Origin of the sequence: Roseateles sp. (assembly GCF_047654785.1) — a bacterium.
In the GTDB taxonomy this organism is placed as follows: domain Bacteria; phylum Pseudomonadota; class Gammaproteobacteria; order Burkholderiales; family Burkholderiaceae_C; genus Pelomonas.
Map to the genome: position 1 here is coordinate 810,815 of NZ_JASGKQ010000002.1, position 18,624 is coordinate 829,438.

Here is an 18,624-nt window from a genome sequence, read left to right on the forward strand (position 1 = left end):
GGCCTCGCGGCATGGCAATCGTCAAGCCCGGGCCCTACCTGAAACATGACTGAACTCCGCCGCTTCGTCCAGGTCGATGTCTTCACCGCCGAGCCGCTGAAGGGCAATCCGCTGGCCGTCGTCATCGACGCCGCCGGCCTGTCCGACGCCGACATGGCCGCGTTCGCGCGCTGGACCAACCTGTCCGAAACCACCTTTTTGCTGCCGCCGACCGACCCCGCCGCCGACTACCGCGTGCGCATCTTCACGCCCGGCGGCGAGCTGCCGTTCGCGGGCCACCCGACGCTGGGCAGCGCCCACGCCTTCCTCGCCAGCGGTGGCGACGCGAAGCGGCCCGGCGAGCTCGTGCAGCAATGCGCCATCGGCCTCGTGCGCGTCAAGCGCGACGGCGCGCGGCTGGCCTTCGCCGCGCCGCCGCTCCAGCGCAGCGGCGCGGCCGGCGACGCCGAACGCGCGCAGGTGCTGGCCGCGCTGCGCATCGCGCCCGAGGCGTTGCTCGATCTGGCCTGGGTCGACAACGGCCCCGGCTGGCTGGCCGCGCGCCTGCCCGACGCGGCCAGCGTGCTGGCGCTGCAGCCCGACTTCGCCGCGATGCGCGGGCTCAAGCTGGGCGTCGTCGGCGCCCATCCAGAAGGCAGCGACTGCCAGTTCGAGGTGCGAGCCTTCGTGCCCGGCCTGGGCGTGCCGGAAGACCCGGTCACCGGCAGCCTGAACGCCGGCCTGGCGCTGTGGCTGCAGGGCCGGGGGTTGGCGGGCGACCGCTATGTGGCCGCCCAGGGCGCGGCGCTCGGCCGCGCCGGCCGCGTCCATGTGGTGCGCGATGCCGAAGCGACGTGGATCGGCGGCGACGTCGCGCCGCTGATCCATGGCCAGGTGAGGCTGTGAGCAGGGCGCTGGACCACCTCGTCGTCGGCGCGGCGACGCTGGCGGAGGGCGTCGCCTGGTGTGAGCGCGTGCTCGGCGCGACACCCGGTCCCGGCGGCAAGCATGGGCTGATGGGCACGCACAACCGCCTGCTCGACATCAGCGGCCCCCACCATCCGCGGGTCTATCTGGAAATCATCGCCATCGACCCCGACGCGCCGCTGCCCGGCCGCGCGCGCTGGTTCGACCTTGACCAGCCGGCCTTGCGCGAGCGCCTGGCCCGAGGGCCGGGGCTGATCCACTGGGTGGCCCGCGTGCCGGACCTGGATGCGGCCCTCGCCCGCTGGCGGGGCGAGGGCCACGACGCCGGCGAGGCGGTCGAGGCCTCGCGCGGCAACCTGCGCTGGCGCATCGCCTTGCGCGAAGACGGCCGCCGCCTGTGCCGCGAGGCCCTGCCGGTGCTGATCGAGTGGGGCGAGGCGCATCCGACCGACGGCATGCCCGAGTCCGGCGTGCAACTGTTGGGCTTCGAGGCGCGCGACGGCCTGAAGGCACGGCTGGCGACGCCGCGCGGCGAGGTCGTGTTGGAAGCGGTTGGCTGATGAGGGCCGGTCAGCCAGGATCCGCCGCGCGGCCCCGGGATGTGCCGGCTGAGCCGCGTCGCTAAACTGCCCCGCCTATGTCAGGCCCCGACATCCAGCTGATCACGCCCGAGTCCGCCGAGGACTGGCAGGAAGTCCGGCTGATCCTGCGTGACTACGCCAACAGCCTGGACATCGACCTCGGCTTCCAGGGCTTCGAGCAGGAGCTGGCCGCGCTGCCCGGCGACTACGCGCCGCCCGGCGGCCTGATGCTGCTGGCCGTCGTGGACGGCGCGGTCGCCGGCAGCGGCGCCTTCCGGCCGCTGCCCGACGCCGACTACCCCAACGCCTGCGAGATGAAGCGCCTCTACGTGCGCCCCGCCTTCCGCCGCTTCGGCCTGGGCCGGCTGCTGGCGCAGGCGCTGATGGACCGCGCCACCGAGGCCGGCTACTCGTCCATGCTGCTCGACACGCTGGACGACATGGAGGCCGCCCGCGGCCTGTACGAAAGCCTGGGCTTCGCCGAGGTGCCGCCGTTCTACTTCAACCCCATCCCCGGCGCGCACTACCTGAAGGCCGACCTGGGCGCCTTCCGGCCCAGTTACTTCGGATAACGGCCTAGAGTGCCGGCATGGCACTCGCACACGACCTCCGGCCCCTCAACGCCCACCGCTGCCTGCTCGGCGAGTCGCCGCTCTGGCACCCCGACGAGCAGCGGCTCTACAGCGTGGACATCGCCGCCCGTCAGGTGCTGCGCTGGCGCGACGGCGCCGACGCGCCCGAGGTGTTCCCGCAGGATGCCGAGCCCGGCTGCATCGCCGCGCGGGCCGGCGGCGGCCTGGTCGTCGCGCGCCGCGACGGCCTGTGGGCGCTGGACACCGGCAGCGGCGCCGTCGAGCGCCTGTGCCCGCCGCCCTACGACCCCGCACGCCAGCGCTTCAACGACGGCAAGCCCGATGCCGCCGGCCGCCTGTGGGTGGGCGCCATCAGCGATGCCCGCGCGCCGGAGGCGGCGCTGTGGCGGCTGGACGCCGGCGGCGCGCGGTCGCTGGTCGATGGCATCGTCACCGCCAACGGCCTGGCCTGGAGCCCGGACGGCCGCTGGCTGTACCGCAGCGACACCAAGGCCCACGCCATCTGGCGCCACGCCTTCGACCTGCAGGCCGGCACGCTCGGCGCGGCCGAGCCGTTCGCGGCCTTCCCGGTGCGCGGCGCGGGCCAGCCGCTGTCGGCCTACGGCGGCCGGCCCGACGGCGCGGCGGTGGACGTGTCCGGCGCCTACTGGGTGGCGATGTTCGAGGGCGCGCGGCTGCTGCGCTTCTCGCCCGAGGGCGAACTGCTCGGCGAGCTGCCGCTGCCCGTGCGCTGCCCGACCATGCCCTGCTTCGGCGGTGCCGACGGCCGCACGCTGTTCATCACCACCGCGCGCGAGAACCGCCCGGCGGACGAACTCGCCCGCGAGCCCTGGGCCGGCGCGGTGCTGGCGCTGCGCGTCGAGGTGCCGGGCCTGCCGGCGCAGCGCTGCGCGCTGTAGCGCCTCCCGCGGGCTGCGGGCCCGTCACCCTGAAGGCGGGATGGCGATTGGGAAACAACGGGTTTCAACATATACTCCCGTGGTTTTGCCGGCCGGCATCCGGGCCGGCGCCGACCCGTCCCCGTCAACGCCGACATGACTGTTGCCCACAAGGTTCGTCCTGCCAGCACCCCTGTTGACGACTGGGACGACGACGCGCCCGACTCCGTGCCCGTGCCGCCCTGGACCGCCCAGCAGGTGCAAGCCCTGGTGGCGCGCGACCGGCCCCTGTCGCCCTGGGCGGTGGTGGCCGCCCAGGCGGTGGTCGGTGGCTTGTTGGCGTTGGCGTGGTGGCTGTTCGGCACCGCGCCGGCGCAGCAGGTGCGCGCCACGCTCTGGGGTGCGGCTGCGGTGGTGTTGCCCCATGCCTTGATGGCCTGGGGCCTGCGCCGCCCCGCCGTCCATGCCCAGGCCGCGTTCCTGTCGTTCCTGATCTGGGAACTGGTCAAGGTGGGCTGCGCGGTCGCCATCCTGGTGGCGGCGGCGTGGCAGGTGCGGGACCTGAGCTGGCCGGCTTTGCTGGTGGCGCTGGTGGCGTGCCTGAAGGTACATGTGGTGGCCTTGTGGGTGTCCGCAAGGTCCGGTCAACGAACGAATTGAGTCCAACAGACGATGAGCAGCGAACAGCACGCGCCCAGCGCCGGTGAATACATCAATCACCACCTGCAGCATCTGCAGAAGAACTTCTCGTTCGAGAGCGTGAAGCAGACCAGCATCGTCGACTTCAGCCTCTACAACCTCGACTCGCTGGTGTTCGCCTCCGGGCTGGGCCTGCTGGGCGTGTTCCTGCTGTGGCTGGGCGTGCGCCGCGCCACGTCGGGCGTGCCGGGCCGCTTCCAGGCCGCCGTCGAGATCCTGTTCGAGATGGTCGACAACCAGGCCAAGGGCGTCATCCACGACGCCAAGAGCCGCCAGTTCGTCGGCCCGCTGGCGCTGATGGTGTTCGTCTGGATCTTCCTGATGAACTTCATGGACATGATCCCGGTGGACGCGCTGCCGCAGCTGTGGCATTCGGCCGGCCCGGCGCTGGGCTTCAAGGACTACCTGCGCGTCGTGCCCACGGCCGACCTGTCCACGACGCTGGGCATGTCCACCTTCGTGCTGCTGCTGTGCCTGTACTACAACATCAAGATCAAGGGCCTGGGCGGCTGGGGTCATGAGCTGATCGCCGCGCCGTTCGGCAACCACTGGGCGCTGTGGCCGTTCAATTTCCTGATGCAGATGATCGAGTTCCTGGCCAAGACCGTGTCCCACGGCATGCGGCTGTTCGGCAACATGTTCGCCGGCGAACTCGTGTTCATGCTGATCGCCCTGATGGGCGGTGCCTGGGCGATGAACGCCACGGGCCTGGGTCTGGCGTTCGGCCACGTCGTGGCCGGCACCGTGTGGACGCTGTTCCACATCCTCGTGATCACGCTGCAGGCATTCATCTTCATGATGCTGACGCTGATCTACATCGGCCAGGCGCACGACCATCACTGATCGCTGCTTCCCGCTTTTCCCTTTTTCCTGTTCCTTCCCACACTCTCTAGGAGATATCAAATGAACGACATCCTCGGTCTGGTTGCTCTGGCTTGCGGCATCATCGTGGGCCTCGGCGCCGTCGGCGCTTCCATCGGCATCGCGCTGATGGGCGGCAAGTTCCTGGAGTCCTCGGCCCGTCAGCCCGAGCTGATGAACCAGCTGCAAACCAAGATGTTCATCTTGGCCGGCCTGATCGACGCGGCCTTCCTGATCGGCGTCGCCATCGCCCTGCTGTTCGCGTTCGCCAACCCGTTCGCCGCCACCTTCCTGGCTTCCGTCGCGCGCTGATCACGCCTGCCTTTCAGGCTTGAAAGGAGATAAGCCGTGAACATCAACGCAACACTGTGGATCCAGTGGATCCCGTTTGCGATCCTGGCGTGGGTGACCGCCCAGTTCATCTGGCCGGTCATCGCCAAGGCGCTCGACGAGCGCGCGGCCAAGATCGCCGACGGCCTGGCCGCGGCCGACCGTGCCAAGAGCGAACTCGCCTCGGCCAACAAGGCCGTGGAGACCCAGCTGGCGCAGACGCGCACCGAATCGACCCGGCTGCTGGGCGACGCCGAAAAGCGCGCCGCGGCCATCGTCGAGGAGGCGAAGAAGCGTGCCGAGGACGAGGCGGCCAAGATCGTCGCCCAGGCCAAGGCCGACGCCGACCAGCAGCTCGTGCGTGCCCGCGAGGCGCTGCGCGAGCAGGTCGCCGTGCTGGCCGTGAAGGGCGCCGAAGCCATCCTGCACAAGGAAGTCAACGCCGGCGTCCACGCCGAGCTGCTGACGCGGCTGAAGCAGGAGCTCTGACATGGCCGAACTCGCCACCATCGCCCGCCCCTACGCGGAGGCGCTGTTCCAGGTCGCCCGCAACGCCGACCTGACCGCCTGGCGCGGCCAGCTCGACGTCCTGGCCGCCGTGGCGGGTGACGCCGCGCTGCGCCAGTTCGCCGACGATCCCAAGGTCACGGCCGAGCAGGTCGTCGGCGTGGCTGCCGGGGTCGCCGAGAAGGAGCTGGGCCAGGCCCTGCTGCCGGGCGTGCGCAACTTCCTGCAGACGGTGGTCGAGAACCGCCGGCTCGATGCGCTGCCGGCGGCAGTCGCCCAGTTCCACACGCTGGCCGCGGGCGCCCTGGGCGTCGCCGAGGCGGTGGTCGAGAGCGCCTTCCCGCTGGAGGCCGGCCAGCTCGGCGAGCTGACCGAGGTGCTGCAAAAGCGCTTCGGCCGCAAGCTCAACGTCGAAGTGCGCGTGGACCCGTCGCTGATCGGCGGCGTGCGCGCCACCGTGGGCGACGAGGTGCTCGACACCTCGGTGCGCGCCCGCCTGGAGCGCATGAAGACCGCGCTGATTGCCTAACACACCAACCCCCCGGCCCCGGCCGGGGTGGAGACCGACATGCAACTGAACCCTGCAGAAATTTCCGAACTGATCAAGAGCCGCATCGAGGGCCTGGCCCCGAGCGCGGACATCCGCAACCAGGGCACCGTCGTGTCGGTCTCGGACGGCATCGTCCGCGTCCACGGCCTGTCGGACGTGATGCAGGGCGAAATGCTCGAATTCCCGTCCACCGCCGACGGCACGCCCACCTTCGGCCTGGCGCTGAACCTGGAGCGCGACTCCGTCGGCGCCGTGATCCTGGGCGCCTACGAGCACGTCTCGGAAGGCGACACGGTCAAGTGCACGGGCCGCATCCTGGAAGTGCCGGTCGGCCCCGAGCTGATCGGCCGCGTCGTCAACGCGCTGGGCCAGCCCATCGACGGCAAGGGCCCGATCAACGCCAAGATGACCGACGTCATCGAGAAGGTCGCCCCGGGCGTGATCGCGCGCAAGAGCGTGGACCAGCCGGTGCAGACCGGCCTGAAGTCCATCGACTCGATGGTGCCGATCGGCCGCGGCCAGCGCGAGCTGATCATCGGCGACCGCCAGACCGGCAAGACCGCCGTGGCCATCGACGCGATCATCAACCAGAAGGGTCAGAACATGACCTGCGTCTACGTCGCCATCGGCCAGAAGGCGTCGTCGATCAAGAACGTGGTGCGCTCGCTGGAGCAGGCCGGCGCGATGGAATACACCATCGTCGTCGCCGCCTCGGCCTCCGAGTCCGCCGCGATGCAGTACGTGTCGGCCTACTCCGGCTGCACGATGGGCGAGTACTTCCGCGACCGCGGCCAGGATGCGCTGATCGTCTACGACGACCTGTCCAAGCAGGCCGTCGCCTACCGCCAGGTCTCGCTGCTGCTGCGCCGCCCGCCGGGCCGCGAAGCCTTCCCCGGCGACGTGTTCTACCTCCACAGCCGCCTGCTGGAGCGCGCCGCGCGCGTGAACGCCGACTACGTCGAAGCCTTCACCAAGGGTGAGGTCAAGGGCAAGACCGGCTCGCTGACCGCGCTGCCGATCATCGAGACCCAGGCCGGCGACGTGTCCGCCTTCGTGCCGACCAACGTGATCTCGATCACCGACGGCCAGATCTTCCTGGAAACCAACCTGTTCAACGCCGGCATCCGCCCCGCCATCAACGCCGGTATCTCGGTGTCGCGCGTCGGCTCGTCGGCCCAGACCAAGCTCATCAAGGGCCTGTCCGGCGGCATCCGTACCGACCTGGCGCAGTACCGCGAGCTGGCCGCGTTCGCGCAGTTCGCCTCCGACCTCGATGCCGCCACCAAGAAGCAGCTCGACCGCGGCGCCCGCGTGACGGAACTGCTGAAGCAGGCCCAGTACTCGCCGCTGCCGATCTCGCTGATGGGCGCGTCGCTGTACGCCGCCAACAAGGGCTTCCTGGACGACATCCCGGTGAACAAGGTGCTCGCCTTCGAACACGGCTTGCACCAGTTCCTGAAGACCAGCCACGCCGCGCTGCTGGACACGCTGGACACGCAGAAGGCGATGGACAAGGACGCCGAGGCCGCACTGAACGCCGCGATCACTTCCTTCAAGAAGTCGTTCGCCTGATGCCAAGGACCGCGGTGGCGGGCAGCCCGTCACCGCACTGACCAGGAGTTCGCATGGCTTCAAGCAAAGAAATCCGCGGCAAGATCAAGTCGGTCGAGAACACCAAGAAGATCACCAAGGCGATGGAGATGGTCGCCGCGTCCAAGATGCGCAAGGCGCAGGAGCGGATGCGGTCGGCCCGGCCCTATGCCGAGAAGATCGGCAACATCGCCGCCGAACTGGCCACGGCCAACCCGGAATACCGCCACCCCTTCCTCGTGCAGAACGAGGGCGCCAAGGCGGTCGGCATGGTGGTGGTGACGACCGACAAGGGCCTGTGCGGCGGCCTCAACACCAACCTGCTGCGCGCGGCCACGGCCAAACTCAAGGAGCTGGAAGGCGCCGGCCAGTCGGCCGAGGTCGTCGCCATCGGCGGCAAGGGCCTGGGCTTCATGAACCGCATCGGCGCCAAGGTCGTGGCCCACGCCACGCAGCTGGGCGACCAGCCGCACATCGAGGCCCTGATCGGCCCCGTCAAGGTGCTGCTCGACGCCTACGCCGAGGGCCGCCTGTCCGCCGTCTACCTCTGCTACACGCAGTTCATCAACACGATGAAGCAGGAGGTGAAGGTCCACCAGCTGCTGCCGCTGAAGGCCGACGAGCTGGCGACGACGGCCAAGTCCGGCCACTCGTGGGACTACCTTTACGAGCCCGACGCCGCCACCGTCATCGACGAGCTGCTGCTGCGCTACACGGAAGCGCTGGTCTACCAGGCCGTCGCCGAGAACATGGCCAGCGAGCAGTCCGCCCGCATGGTGGCCATGAAGGCCGCGACCGACAACGCCGGCACGCTGATCGGCGAGCTCAAGCTGGTCTACAACAAGACCCGCCAGGCCGCGATCACGAAGGAACTCTCCGAAATCGTCAGCGGCGCCGCCGCTGTGGGTTGATCGGGTTCAGGCACGCAAAGATTTGAATTGAAGGAACGAAGAAATGGCTAACACTCAAGCCCTCGGCAAGATCGTTCAGTGCATCGGCGCCGTCGTGGACGTGGAATTCCCGCGCGACCAGATGCCCAAGGTGTACGACGCCCTGAAGATGGAAGGCTCGGCGCTGACGCTGGAAGTGCAGCAGCAGCTGGGCGACGGCGTGGTCCGCACCATCGCGCTGGGCTCGTCCGACGGCCTGCGCCGCGGCACCCAGGTCTACAACACCGGCGACACCATCAAGGTGCCGGTCGGCAAGGCCACGCTCGGCCGCATCATGGACGTGCTGGGCAACCCCATCGACGAGCGCGGCCCGGTCTCCTCCGAGCTGACCGCCTCCATCCACCGCGCCGCACCTGCCTACGACGAGCTGAGCCCGTCGCAGGACCTGCTCGAAACCGGCATCAAGGTGATCGACCTGATCTGCCCGTTCGCCAAGGGCGGCAAGGTGGGTCTGTTCGGCGGCGCCGGCGTCGGCAAGACCGTGAACATGATGGAGCTCATCAACAACATCGCCAAGGCGCACAGCGGCCTGTCGGTGTTCGCCGGCGTCGGTGAGCGCACCCGCGAGGGCAACGACTTCTATCACGAGATGTCGGACTCCAACGTCGTGGTCCAGGACAAGCTGGAGGACTCCAAGGTCGCCATGGTCTACGGCCAGATGAACGAGCCCCCGGGCAACCGCCTGCGCGTCGCGCTGACCGGCCTGACCATCGCCGAGTCCTTCCGCGATGAAGGCAAGGACGTGCTGTTCTTCGTGGACAACATCTACCGCTACACGCTGGCCGGCACCGAAGTGTCCGCGCTGCTGGGCCGTATGCCTTCCGCCGTGGGCTACCAGCCGACGCTGGCCGAGGAAATGGGCCGCCTGCAGGAGCGCATCACGTCCACCAAGGTCGGCTCGATCACGTCCATCCAGGCCGTCTACGTCCCTGCGGACGACCTGACCGACCCCTCGCCCGCGACGACCTTCGCCCACCTGGACGCCACCGTCGTGCTGTCGCGTGACATCGCCTCGCTGGGCATCTACCCCGCCGTGGACCCGCTGGACTCCACCAGCCGCCAGATCGACCCCAACGTCGTCGGCGAAGAGCACTACACGACCACCCGCGCCGTGCAGGCCGTGCTGCAGCGCTACAAGGAACTGCGCGACATCATCGCCATCCTGGGCATGGACGAACTGAGCCCGGAAGACAAGCTGGCCGTGGCCCGCGCGCGCAAGATCCAGCGCTTCCTGTCGCAGCCCTTCCACGTCGCCGAAGTCTTCACCGGCTCGCCCGGCAAGTACGTGCCGCTGAAGGAAACCATCCGCGGCTTCAAGATGATCGTGGCCGGCGAGTGCGACCACCTGCCGGAGCAGGCCTTCTACATGGTCGGCACCATCGACGAAGCGTTCGAGAAGGCGAAGAAGATTCAGTAAGACGTCGCAGTCAGGCGCCATGCGTCGTTGCCGTGCTCGCTGGACGCGAGTCCAGCTCCGCGCGGCGCCTAGCCTGACGCCCGACTGCTTGCTTACTGAACCTTCTTCAACATTCGCTAAGGAAGATTGACATGGTAACCCTCCACGTCGACGTGGTCTCCGCCGAAGAGCAGATCTTCTCCGGCGAGGCCAAGTTCGTCGCCCTGCCGGGCGAGTCCGGCGAGCTCGGCATCCTGCCGCAGCACACGCCGCTGATCACCCGCATCAAGCCGGGCGCCGTGCGCATCGAAGGCGCCGACGGCAGCGAAGAGTTCGTCTTCGTCGCCGGCGGCATCCTCGAAGTGCAGCCGCACCGCGTCACCGTGCTGGCCGACACCGCCATCCGCGGCAAGGACCTCGACGAAGCCAAGGCCGCCGAGGCGATGAAGCAGGCCGAGGAAGCGAAGCGCAACGCCAAGAGCGACATCGACTTCGCCGCCGCGCAAAGCGAGTTCGCCGCGATGGCCGCGCAGATCGCCGCGCTGCGCAAGTTCCGCGCGAAGCGCTGAGCCCGCGCCGCCCGGCCGGCGGCGCTGCATGACCTCCGCCGTTCGTGGCGGCGCCGAACAAGGCGATGGGAGCGATCCCGTCGCCTTTGTTTTTAGCCCGCCTGGTGCTGTGCGTGACGGACTTCCGAGGCGCGGGCCGTTCTGGCGGCTATGCTCCCGGCACCTTTTGTCCTAGGGAGGATCCATGGAAGTTCTGAAGAATGCGGGCGGCACGCTGGCCGCTGCGGCGCTGGCCGCCACGCTGGGCGGCTGCGCGACGACCGAACAGTCCCGCACGCTCGAGGTGCCCAAGGTCGCTGCTGCGACGGCCCCGGCCTACCAAGGCGTTCGTGCGCCCATCGCGGTCGGCAAGTTCGACAACCGCAGCAACTACCAGCGCGGCATCTTCTCGGACGGCATCGACCGCCTGGGCGCGCAAAGCCGCACGATCCTCGTCTCGCACCTGCAGCAGACCAACCGTTTCAGCGTGCTGGACCGAGACAACCTCGAAGAGGCCAAGCAGGAAGCGCAGTTCAAGGGCAGCGCGCAGACCATCAAGGGGGCCGACTATCTCGTCACCGGTGCGGTCAGCGAATTCGGCCGCAAGGATGTCGGCGACAAGCAGCTCTTCGGCTTGCTGGGGCGTGGCAAATCGCAGGTGGCCTATGCCAAGGTCACGCTGAACATCGTCAACCCGGCCACGTCCGAGGTCGTCTATTCCGTGCAGGGCGCGGGTGAGTACAGCCTGTCCGAGCGCGAGGTGCTGGGCTTCGGCAGTACCGCCAGCTATGACGCCACGCTGAATGGCAAGGTGCTGGACCTGGCCATCCGCGAAGCCGTCAATGCGTTGACGGCCGGCGTCGACAGCGGCGCCTGGAAGCCTTCGCGCTGAGGAGCCGCATCGATGACGAAGACAAGCTTGGCGCTTTGCGCCTTGGTGGTACTCGCCGGCTGCGCCCAGACCGCTCCCAAGCCGCTATACCAATGGGCGGGCTACCAGGAGGCCGTCTACCAGTACCTGAAGACCAACGGGGGCGAACCGGGCGCGCAGATCGCCGCGCTGGAGGCGCAAGTCGACAAAAACAAGGCTGCCGGAGAGCTCAACCCGCCCGGCCTGCGCGCCCACTTGGCGCTGCTGTATGCCAAGAGCGGCGACGATGTGGCGGCGCATCGCCACCTGGAAGCCGAACGCGCGCAGTTCCCTGAGGCCGCAGCCTACGTGGACTTCCTGTTGCGGACCGCGAAGCAGGGCGCGGGCACTGGTGCCGCCGGCAGCGCGCCGGCGCCCGCGCCTTCGGCCAGTCCATCCAAGACTTGAGGGAGACCCTGACCATGAACTCGCTGATCCAGCGTGCTCGGCGCTGCGCCGGGCTGATCTTCGGCAGTGCCGCACTGCTGCTGCTGCAAGCTTGTGCCACGCCGCCCAAGCCCTATGACTACACGGCCTACAAGCAGGCCCGCCCGGCCTCCATCCTCGTGTTGCCGCCCATCAACGGCACGCCGGAAGTGCAGGCCACGCCCAGCGTGATGGCGCAGTTGACGCAGCCGCTTGCCGAGTCCGGCTACTACGTGCTGCCGGTGTCGCTGGTGGACGAGACGTTGAAGAGCAACGGGATGCACACGCCCGAAGACGCGCAGCAAATTCCGTCGGCGAAGCTGCGTGAGATCTTCGGTGCCGACGCCGGTTTGTACGTAAAGGTGACGCGTTATGGCTCGGTCTACAAGGTGCTCAATAGCGAAACCGCAGTGACGCTGGAAGCCAAGCTGGTGGATTTGCGTAGCGGCCAATTGCTGTGGGACGGCAGTGCCACGGCCTCCAGCGCTGAGCAGGGCAATGGCAGCCAGGGCGGGCTCCTCGGCATGTTGGTGAAGGCGGTGGTTGAGCAGATCATCGCGTCTTCCACCGATCGCAGCCATCCGATGGCCGGTATTGCCAGCCAGAGGCTGCTTGCGGCCGGGCTGCCGAACGGCATCCTGTTTGGCCCGCGCTCGCCAAATTACGTCAGGCCCTGACTGAATAACAAAGCGCGGCCTTCGGGCCGCATTTTTTGCCCGCTCCCCTGGCCGCAGTGCGGGTTGCTACTCAACCAGTTCAAGGGACACGGACGTCCGTGAGGCGCATGGCGGTGCCTGTAGCATCCGCGGCCGTTCGACATGCCACGGCGCGGAGCAGAGGGCTCTGGCCGCCCCCGGGAGTCCCATGCGCATCACATTCACACGGTGCTTGACGAGCAAGCTGCTCGCGATAGGTCTGGCGTTGCTGCTTCCTTTGAGCGGCCACGCCTTCAAGTTGAACACGCATATCTGGATTGGCCAGCAGGTCATCAATGACCTGGAAGCCACTAACGGCAAGATCACCATTCGGCTGAACGGCCAGATCGTGCAGTTGCCAGTGCGCGACGACATCCGCCTGGCCATCCTGCAGAACAAGAACGACTACCTGCTGGGCAACATCGGCCCGGACGCCATGCCGGACGTGGTGGTTGGTCAGATGCTGCTGCACCCGGGCCAAGCTGATGCTTGGAAGGCCAGTGACTGGATGCAGCACCTGCTGCAGAACTCGACCAACAATCCGCAAGCCAAGGCGTTTGCCTATGGTTACTTGGGGCATGCGTCGGCAGACGTGTTCGCGCATACGTATGTGAACCAGTACGCGGGCGACATCTTCTCCCTGGCTGATGAAACGCTGGTCGAAGAGCGCCATGTCGCTCTGGAAGGCTTCATCGCCAAGTACACGCCGCCGTTGACCAGTTCGGCCGGTGCGCCGCTGGGTAGCCCATGGACTGTCGTTCGCCCCAGCGATGGCGTCGCGAACTTCCTGCGCGACCAGCTCATTTACTCGTCACAGGCCCAGGCGCAGTACCTGAAGGCGCCGTATGCGGCGCACCTGGTGGCGTTCAAGGAGTACCGCACCGCGATCGATGCCATCGCCGAAGACGGTGTCTGGCGTGACATCGATATCGCCGTCGCGAAGTTCATCTCAACTCAGTTTGGCTACAACCTGAGCACAGCTCAGGCCGCGCAGGCGGTCGACATGATCGCCAAAGTCAATGACAAGCTGAACCGCAGTATCAATGTGACCCAGGCCGAGCTGAGCTCGCTGCACAACGCCCTCAATACGCTGGACCTGCGCATGGCGCAAGGCGCCAAGGCGGCCGCCGACCGCGCGCTCAGTCTGGAGGCCGGTCTCATCAGCGCGCAGAACGACTTGGAGGCGCTGCTGGTCGAGAAGACCTGCGACCAAGTCGACAAGGTGTGCCCCGGCATCGATGTGCCGGACGGCATCAGTTGCCGCTGGTACGGTTGCTGGCCCAAGACCAAGCGCATCGTTGACCCTGTTTGCAAGGCGACCTTCGAGCGGACCTGCAAAGACCTGACGACGATCCTGACGCTGCGCAACCAGGCCACCGTGCGACTGCTAGACAACCGCAAGAAGGTCAATGACGAATTGTTGGCGGCCTACACCGAACTGAGCAGGGCGCGTGAATCGGCAGTGGCGTTGGCCAACGCGATGATCGACTTCACCCAGATACCCAGTCAGGGGTCTTCGCCCATCCAGGCCATCCTGCGCAACTGGCGTGCCGATACCGACCAGGCTGTAGCCGACTACGTGAAGGCCGCCAGCCAGGCCATGATCAACACGATGGACCCGGCCGCCAGCGCATTCACGCCGCTGCAGCGCTGGCTCGATTGCTCCTACCCCAGCTTGGTAGGCATGTCTGCCGTGGTGTCGAACTGTGGTGTGCGCGACTCGGCCACGCAGATCGTGCGCTCATTGGATCGATTGGCCAACCTGCCGACCAACGCGGTGGCGGCTTCCATCGGGTTGCCCACCACGGTGCAGCTTGCAGCGCTTTAGAGCGGCTAACAAAACTGAATCAATGCTCGCACGCAGATGACGCTGCACGCCAGGGATAGCAAGGCCACATGGGTATGAACGCTTCGCTCGAAACGCACGCGCAGCTTGCCGAAGGCGGCCAGCCAAGCATGCGTGCGTTCGACGACCCAGCGATGGCACCCGAGTCGGTCGTTGCGCTCGATACCCCTGCGGGCGATCCGATCCTGGATGCCTCGGCGCTTGAGGTGCTCCCGACAGCGTGCAAAGTCGTAGCCCTTGTCCGCGTGCAGCTTGTCGGGCCAGCGGCGCGGCTTTCCACGCTTTCCTCGCACATCGGGCAAGGCATCGATCAACTGCTCGAAGACCACCGAGTCGTGGCGGTTGGCTCCGGTCACGCAGAACATCAGCGGGATGCCCTGGCGGTCCGTGATGATGTGACGTTTGCTGCCGAGTTTTCCTCTGTCCGTGGGGTTGGGGCCAGTGTGCGAGCCCCCCGGGGGCTGGGCACGCTGGCCCCGTCCAGGCTGGCTCGGCTGAAGTCCAGCCGCCCGGCGCTACGCAGTTCGGCCAACAACAGCATATGCAATTGGTGCCACACACCGGCATCCTGCCATTGGCGCAGTCGCCGCCAGCAGGTCATGCCACTGCCGAAGCCCAGTTCCTGGGGCAACTCTTCCCAGGGGATGCCGGTGCGCAGCACGAACAGGATGCCGTTCAGAGCCATCTCGTCGCTCACCCGTGGACGACCGCCCTTGACCGAGGGCACGAATACCGGCAGCAGTGGCTCAATCTTCTTGAACAGCGCCGCGCTGATTTCCTTGTTCTTGGTTCGACCCATGTACCGTCAAACGCACTTCAACCGCCTGACGATGACAGGGTTGTGTTAGCCGCTCTAAGGCCCGCATCGAAGCGCAGGTCACCGCCAAAATCAAGCAGAGGATCGCCGGTGCGCTGGTCAATCTGCTGCCCCAGAAAGTTCAGGACATCGTGCGCGTGCTGGACGAGGACATTGATGCGAGCCGACTGAACTACTACTTCACCAAGCCGGAGCCCGGTGCGCCGAAGGGGCTGGTGATGATCTCTGACGCCTCGACCCGTGTAGTCCGCGAGATGGGGGCGATGTATGTCGGTAAGCGCTCAATAAACAGCGACCTTGAGAAGCCGCAGGCAAGCTGACAGTCTGCGTTCCCACTTAACTACAGAAGTGGGAACGTATGTCGGGAGATCTGGAAGAGCTGAAGCGCCGCCTTGTGCTGCGCCAGAGGCCCGGCGGACGCTGTGTTTACGACAAGGCGGCCAAGGCCGAGTTTGTGGAGCTGTGCTTGCGGCCCGGCGTGTCGGTGTCGCGCCTGGCGCGCGAGGTCGGCATCAACGCCAACCAGGTCTCGCAATGGATACGCGATCACGGCGAGCGGCGCAAGCGCCCAGCGATCGTGACTTCGGCGCCGACATCACCCTTCGTGGCGGTACCGGTGTTCAGGACGCCCGCCGAGCCGCTCGTCCCCCAAGCCCGCGACGCGCACGAGATGACGTTGCAGGCCAGGCTGCCCAACGGCGTGACGGTCGAGCTGCGCGGCGTCGGGACGCGCCAGGTCGAGGACGTGATTCAGGCGCTGGGGAGGCTGGCGTGTTCCGCTTCGACGACCATCTGAAGGTCTACCTGCACCGCGCACCGGTGGACTTCCGACTGAGCATCAACGGCCTGGCCACACTCGTGCAGCAGGCCCTTGGCCTGGACCCGTTTGCGGCTTGCGTGTACGTCTTCAGTAACCGGCGTCGCAACCGGGTCAAGATCCTCGGCTGGGACCGCAACGGCTTCTGGCTTCTGCTCAAGCGCCTGGAGGAGGACCGGTTCATCTGGCCTGACGAAGCGGTCGTACCGACGCTGACGGTGGAGCAGCTGCACTGGTTGCTGGAGGGCATCGACATCGGCGTTGTCCAGCGCCATCCCCAGCGCATGTACGTGCACGCTGGCTGAGACACCCTGGCGCGCTCGCGCGCCATTGCTGCAGATCCGCATGGTGCAGTGACCCTGGAGTCCAGACACTGGCTCCCGATGGTCCACATGCCCACGCCCGACGAAGTCATCGCCTTGCAGCAAGCACTGGCCGACGCGCTCAAGCGCAATGAGTCGTTGGCCGGCGAGCTGCGCGTGACACGCACCGAGCGCGACCTGCTCAAGGAGCAGCTCAACAAGTTCAAGCGACAGCTGTTCGCCGCGAGCAGCGAGGTCGCCGGCCTGCAGAAGGACATGTTCTTCAACGAGGCCGAGAACCTCGGCGCGCAGGCCGAGCCCGCGCGCGAAGAGACCGACGACAAGGTCGACGTCCCCGGCCACCAGCGCGCCAAGCGCGGTCGCAAGCCGCTGGATCCGGCGCTGCCGCGCGAGGTGATTCGCCACGAACTTCCCGAAGCCGAGCGTGTGTGCCCGCACGACGGCGCCGGGCTGCGCGAGATCGGCGTGGAGGCCAGCGAGCAACTGGACATCATTCCTCAGCAGGTGCGCGTCATCCGGCACGAGCGCGTGAAGTACGCGTGCCCTTGCTGTGACGGCGGCATGCGGCTGGCCGCGCGCCCGGCGCAGATCATCCCCAGAGGCTTGTTCACCGAGAGCGCTCTCGCGTGGATCGCCACGTCCAAGTACCTGGACGGGCTGCCGCTGTACCGCCAGGCGGTGCTGCTAGGCCGCTTCGGCGGCACCGACATCTCGCGCAACACGCTGGCTGGCAGCACCGTGCGCACCGGCCTGGCCGTGCAGCCGGTCGTCAACCTGCTGCGCGACCTGCTGTTGGACTCGCCGCTGATCTTCGGCGACGAGACCGATTTGCAGGTGCTCAAGGAGCCGGGGCGCAGTGCCCAGTCCAAGAGCTTCATCTGGGCGCAGATGACCGACGGCAGCGGCAGGGACGGGACCGGGCCACCCATCCGGCTCTTCGCTTACTCGCCCAGTCGCTCCACCAAGACGGCGATGGAGCTGTACGCAGGCATCCGTCCCGACGCGGTGCTGATGACCGATGGCTATGAGCCCTACGACAAAGTAGCGCAGGCGCACCAGCTCGTGCACCTGGCCTGCTGGACGCATTGCCGACGCTACTTCATGGAAGCGCTGCAGGGCTTGCCCAAGGACCAACGCACGCCCAACCAACTGGCTGCACGCTTCATTGCGCTCATTGGCCAGCTGTACCACGTCGAGGCGCAGGCCAAGCGCGACGGCGTCGACACCACTGAGCTTGGCCGCCGGCGTCAGCAGGAGAGCGTGCCCGTGCTGGCCGACATCGAGGCACTGCTGCTGGCCCACCTGCACGGCGTGCTGCCCAAGAGCCTGCTGGGGCAAGCGCTGCACTACCTGTCGTCGCAGTGGAGCAAGCTCAAGCGCTACGTCGAGGACGGCAGGTACAGCATCGACAACAACGTGCAGGAGAACGCCATCAGGCCGTTCTGCATTGGGCGCAGGAACTGGCTCTTCGCCGACACCGTGGCCGGTGCCAACGCCAGCGCCAACCTGTACTCGCTGCTGCAGACCTGCCGCGTCAACGGCATCGACGGCTACCGCTACTTGCGCGCGCTCTTCACCGCGCTGCCCAACGCCAAGACCGCCGACGACTACGCCGCTCTGCTGCCCTGGGCCATCGACCTCAGCAAAGCCTGACTCCGCCCTGCTCGACAACCTCGGGCGAGGCAAGGGCGTGGTTTATTGAGCGCTTACGTATGTCGGCATCTTCAACGCCGAGAAGTTCGGCGTCGTGTTCGACTCGGTGCAACTGGCCAAACTGGCGTTGCTGGACAAGGCCGGCCTGCAGCAGTTGGCGCAGTTGGCCGGCGTGACGACCGATCCGTTCGGCAGCACCGATAACGTCGTGGCCTACGCGTTCGCCAGCCTTGATGGCAACCACCAATGGATGGAAGAAGCGCCACTGCGACCAAGCGTGATGGGCGCCGTGGCGCGCAGCGTTGATTTGCCGGTGCCGCCGGAGGTGGTGCCCGGCTATGACTTCAAGAAGGGCTACGCGACGAAAAATGGCTTCGTGCCGTGGAAGGAGGGCGTGCGCGAGGCCCTCTTCCGCAAGCTGTTCAAAGGCCCGTTGTCGCCTGGCGTGGAGACGCCGTATGAGATCGGTTTGGCGCCGGTGTTGCCTGACACCTACCCGTACCGGCCATGCGCAGCCGTGCCCTTCCCCGACAGCGCCAATTTCCGTTGCAATGATGCTCAGCTGACGCCTTGGGCGGCGCCCACGCCGCCGCGGCAGGTGCCGCCCGAGCCGCTGCCTGGCTGCAGTCCACGACCAGGCCGCCCCACCTGCATGGTGCCCTGAGCGATGGCGGGCGCGACGCTAAAATCGTCTCCAAGTCCCTGAGGCCCATTGCCGTTGCCCGGCAATGGGCCTCTGTCATTTCCG

Annotated in this window: 23 protein-coding genes; 22 read left to right on the forward strand and 1 reads right to left on the reverse strand. The window is 67.3% G+C overall.

The annotated features are described in order from the left end of the window. The first annotated feature begins 45 nt into the window (after nucleotides 1-45). The 17 genes from QM788_RS08215 (at nucleotide 46) to QM788_RS08295 (ending at nucleotide 14,248) form a co-directional block, all read left to right on the forward strand. Nucleotides 46-885 (forward strand): PhzF family phenazine biosynthesis protein, encoded by an 840-nt coding sequence (locus QM788_RS08215; RefSeq protein ID WP_415660998.1) that lies wholly within the window; start codon nucleotides 46-48, stop codon nucleotides 883-885. Then, nucleotides 882-1,466, forward strand: a complete 585-nt coding sequence (locus QM788_RS08220) for a VOC family protein (protein WP_415660999.1) — start codon at nucleotides 882-884, stop codon at nucleotides 1,464-1,466. Before QM788_RS08215 ends, QM788_RS08220 begins: the two co-directional genes overlap by 4 nt. Before the next feature lie 77 nt (nucleotides 1,467-1,543). Next, nucleotides 1,544-2,059, forward strand: coding sequence for a GNAT family N-acetyltransferase (locus QM788_RS08225; protein WP_415661000.1), 516 nt, complete (start codon nucleotides 1,544-1,546; stop codon nucleotides 2,057-2,059). Nucleotides 2,060-2,076: 17 nt separating this feature from the next. Beyond that, complete coding sequence (locus QM788_RS08230; protein ID WP_415661001.1) at nucleotides 2,077-2,979, forward strand: SMP-30/gluconolactonase/LRE family protein; 903 nt, start codon at nucleotides 2,077-2,079, stop codon at nucleotides 2,977-2,979. A gap of 135 nt (nucleotides 2,980-3,114) precedes the next feature. Beyond that, on the forward strand, nucleotides 3,115-3,618 hold the full coding sequence (locus QM788_RS08235) for an ATP synthase subunit I (protein WP_415661002.1): 504 nt from the start codon (nucleotides 3,115-3,117) through the stop codon (nucleotides 3,616-3,618). 12 nt (nucleotides 3,619-3,630) lie between these two features. After that, nucleotides 3,631-4,500 carry a F0F1 ATP synthase subunit A gene (gene atpB, locus QM788_RS08240; protein WP_415661003.1) on the forward strand — a complete coding sequence of 290 codons (870 nt, stop codon included), beginning with the start codon at nucleotides 3,631-3,633 and terminating at the stop codon, nucleotides 4,498-4,500. A 60-nt stretch (nucleotides 4,501-4,560) separates the two neighbouring features. After that, nucleotides 4,561-4,830, forward strand: coding sequence for a F0F1 ATP synthase subunit C (gene atpE, locus QM788_RS08245; RefSeq protein ID WP_415661004.1), 270 nt, complete (start codon nucleotides 4,561-4,563; stop codon nucleotides 4,828-4,830). Nucleotides 4,831-4,866: 36 nt separating this feature from the next. Further along, nucleotides 4,867-5,337 carry a F0F1 ATP synthase subunit B gene (locus QM788_RS08250; RefSeq protein ID WP_415661005.1) on the forward strand — a complete coding sequence of 157 codons (471 nt, stop codon included), beginning with the start codon at nucleotides 4,867-4,869 and terminating at the stop codon, nucleotides 5,335-5,337. A 1-nt stretch (nucleotide 5,338) separates the two neighbouring features. Continuing rightward, entirely contained in the window at nucleotides 5,339-5,884 is a 546-nt protein-coding gene (locus tag QM788_RS08255; RefSeq protein WP_415661006.1) for a F0F1 ATP synthase subunit delta, read from the forward strand. Nucleotides 5,885-5,923: 39 nt separating this feature from the next. Continuing rightward, nucleotides 5,924-7,477 carry a F0F1 ATP synthase subunit alpha gene (gene atpA / locus QM788_RS08260; protein WP_415661007.1) on the forward strand — a complete coding sequence of 518 codons (1,554 nt, stop codon included), beginning with the start codon at nucleotides 5,924-5,926 and terminating at the stop codon, nucleotides 7,475-7,477. A 53-nt stretch (nucleotides 7,478-7,530) separates the two neighbouring features. Continuing rightward, on the forward strand, nucleotides 7,531-8,406 hold the full coding sequence (atpG, locus tag QM788_RS08265; RefSeq protein WP_415661008.1) for a F0F1 ATP synthase subunit gamma: 876 nt from the start codon (nucleotides 7,531-7,533) through the stop codon (nucleotides 8,404-8,406). A gap of 43 nt (nucleotides 8,407-8,449) precedes the next feature. Beyond that, nucleotides 8,450-9,862 (forward strand): F0F1 ATP synthase subunit beta, encoded by a 1,413-nt coding sequence (atpD, locus tag QM788_RS08270; protein WP_415661009.1) that lies wholly within the window; start codon nucleotides 8,450-8,452, stop codon nucleotides 9,860-9,862. Nucleotides 9,863-9,993: 131 nt separating this feature from the next. Further along, nucleotides 9,994-10,410 (forward strand): F0F1 ATP synthase subunit epsilon, encoded by a 417-nt coding sequence (locus tag QM788_RS08275; RefSeq protein WP_415661010.1) that lies wholly within the window; start codon nucleotides 9,994-9,996, stop codon nucleotides 10,408-10,410. 184 nt (nucleotides 10,411-10,594) lie between these two features. Next, entirely contained in the window at nucleotides 10,595-11,281 is a 687-nt protein-coding gene (locus tag QM788_RS08280; protein WP_415661011.1) for a CsgG/HfaB family protein, read from the forward strand. Between the two features lie 12 nt (nucleotides 11,282-11,293). Next, entirely contained in the window at nucleotides 11,294-11,707 is a 414-nt protein-coding gene (locus tag QM788_RS08285) for a DUF4810 domain-containing protein (protein WP_415661012.1), read from the forward strand. Between the two features lie 14 nt (nucleotides 11,708-11,721). Beyond that, on the forward strand, nucleotides 11,722-12,402 hold the full coding sequence (locus tag QM788_RS08290) for a DUF799 domain-containing protein (protein WP_415661013.1): 681 nt from the start codon (nucleotides 11,722-11,724) through the stop codon (nucleotides 12,400-12,402). Between the two features lie 211 nt (nucleotides 12,403-12,613). Beyond that, nucleotides 12,614-14,248 (forward strand): zinc dependent phospholipase C family protein, encoded by a 1,635-nt coding sequence (locus tag QM788_RS08295; protein ID WP_415661014.1) that lies wholly within the window; start codon nucleotides 12,614-12,616, stop codon nucleotides 14,246-14,248. A gap of 5 nt (nucleotides 14,249-14,253) precedes the next feature. Here the strand turns inward: QM788_RS08295 and QM788_RS08300 are convergent. Then, nucleotides 14,254-15,065, reverse strand: a protein-coding gene (locus tag QM788_RS08300; RefSeq protein ID WP_415659607.1) for an IS5 family transposase whose coding sequence is annotated in 2 segments (ribosomal slippage) — nucleotides 14,254-14,735 and nucleotides 14,735-15,065 — 813 coding nt in all. Because the reading frame shifts where the segments join, the coding sequence is not laid out codon by codon here. A gap of 155 nt (nucleotides 15,066-15,220) precedes the next feature. On the opposite strand from QM788_RS08300, the gene QM788_RS08305 reads away from it, so the two are divergent. From QM788_RS08305 to QM788_RS08325, 5 genes are all read left to right on the forward strand, one after another. After that, on the forward strand, nucleotides 15,221-15,403 hold the full coding sequence (locus QM788_RS08305) for a hypothetical protein (RefSeq protein WP_415661015.1): 183 nt from the start codon (nucleotides 15,221-15,223) through the stop codon (nucleotides 15,401-15,403). Nucleotides 15,404-15,441: 38 nt separating this feature from the next. Continuing rightward, complete coding sequence (gene tnpA / locus QM788_RS08310) at nucleotides 15,442-15,879, forward strand: IS66-like element accessory protein TnpA (protein WP_415659926.1); 438 nt, start codon at nucleotides 15,442-15,444, stop codon at nucleotides 15,877-15,879. Beyond that, entirely contained in the window at nucleotides 15,855-16,205 is a 351-nt protein-coding gene (tnpB, locus tag QM788_RS08315) for an IS66 family insertion sequence element accessory protein TnpB (RefSeq protein WP_415659925.1), read from the forward strand. The genes tnpA and tnpB overlap by 25 nt, the downstream gene beginning before the upstream one ends. An 87-nt stretch (nucleotides 16,206-16,292) precedes the next feature. Next, nucleotides 16,293-17,876 carry an IS66 family transposase gene (gene tnpC, locus QM788_RS08320; protein ID WP_415659924.1) on the forward strand — a complete coding sequence of 528 codons (1,584 nt, stop codon included), beginning with the start codon at nucleotides 16,293-16,295 and terminating at the stop codon, nucleotides 17,874-17,876. Between the two features lie 94 nt (nucleotides 17,877-17,970). Beyond that, nucleotides 17,971-18,540 (forward strand): hypothetical protein, encoded by a 570-nt coding sequence (locus QM788_RS08325; protein ID WP_415661016.1) that lies wholly within the window; start codon nucleotides 17,971-17,973, stop codon nucleotides 18,538-18,540. Nucleotides 18,541-18,624: the final 84 nt, after the last annotated feature.

Bases quoted from the DNA above. Each gene is read 5' to 3' on its own strand.
- QM788_RS08215 (WP_415660998.1), top strand. From the start codon at position 46: ATGACTGAACTCCGCCGCTTCGTCCAGGTCGATGTCTTCACCGCCGAG.
- QM788_RS08225 (WP_415661000.1), top strand. From the start codon at position 1,544: ATGTCAGGCCCCGACATCCAGCTGATCACGCCCGAGTCCGCCGAGGAC.
- QM788_RS08230 (WP_415661001.1), top strand. From the start codon at position 2,077: ATGGCACTCGCACACGACCTCCGGCCCCTCAACGCCCACCGCTGCCTG.
- QM788_RS08235 (WP_415661002.1), top strand. From the start codon at position 3,115: ATGACTGTTGCCCACAAGGTTCGTCCTGCCAGCACCCCTGTTGACGAC.
- atpB (WP_415661003.1), top strand. From the start codon at position 3,631: ATGAGCAGCGAACAGCACGCGCCCAGCGCCGGTGAATACATCAATCAC.
- atpE (WP_415661004.1), top strand. From the start codon at position 4,561: ATGAACGACATCCTCGGTCTGGTTGCTCTGGCTTGCGGCATCATCGTG.
- QM788_RS08255 (WP_415661006.1), top strand. From the start codon at position 5,339: ATGGCCGAACTCGCCACCATCGCCCGCCCCTACGCGGAGGCGCTGTTC.
- atpA (WP_415661007.1), top strand. From the start codon at position 5,924: ATGCAACTGAACCCTGCAGAAATTTCCGAACTGATCAAGAGCCGCATC.
- atpG (WP_415661008.1), top strand. From the start codon at position 7,531: ATGGCTTCAAGCAAAGAAATCCGCGGCAAGATCAAGTCGGTCGAGAAC.
- atpD (WP_415661009.1), top strand. From the start codon at position 8,450: ATGGCTAACACTCAAGCCCTCGGCAAGATCGTTCAGTGCATCGGCGCC.
- QM788_RS08275 (WP_415661010.1), top strand. From the start codon at position 9,994: ATGGTAACCCTCCACGTCGACGTGGTCTCCGCCGAAGAGCAGATCTTC.
- QM788_RS08280 (WP_415661011.1), top strand. From the start codon at position 10,595: ATGGAAGTTCTGAAGAATGCGGGCGGCACGCTGGCCGCTGCGGCGCTG.
- QM788_RS08285 (WP_415661012.1), top strand. From the start codon at position 11,294: ATGACGAAGACAAGCTTGGCGCTTTGCGCCTTGGTGGTACTCGCCGGC.
- QM788_RS08290 (WP_415661013.1), top strand. From the start codon at position 11,722: ATGAACTCGCTGATCCAGCGTGCTCGGCGCTGCGCCGGGCTGATCTTC.
- tnpA (WP_415659926.1), top strand. From the start codon at position 15,442: ATGTCGGGAGATCTGGAAGAGCTGAAGCGCCGCCTTGTGCTGCGCCAG.
- tnpC (WP_415659924.1), top strand. From the start codon at position 16,293: ATGCCCACGCCCGACGAAGTCATCGCCTTGCAGCAAGCACTGGCCGAC.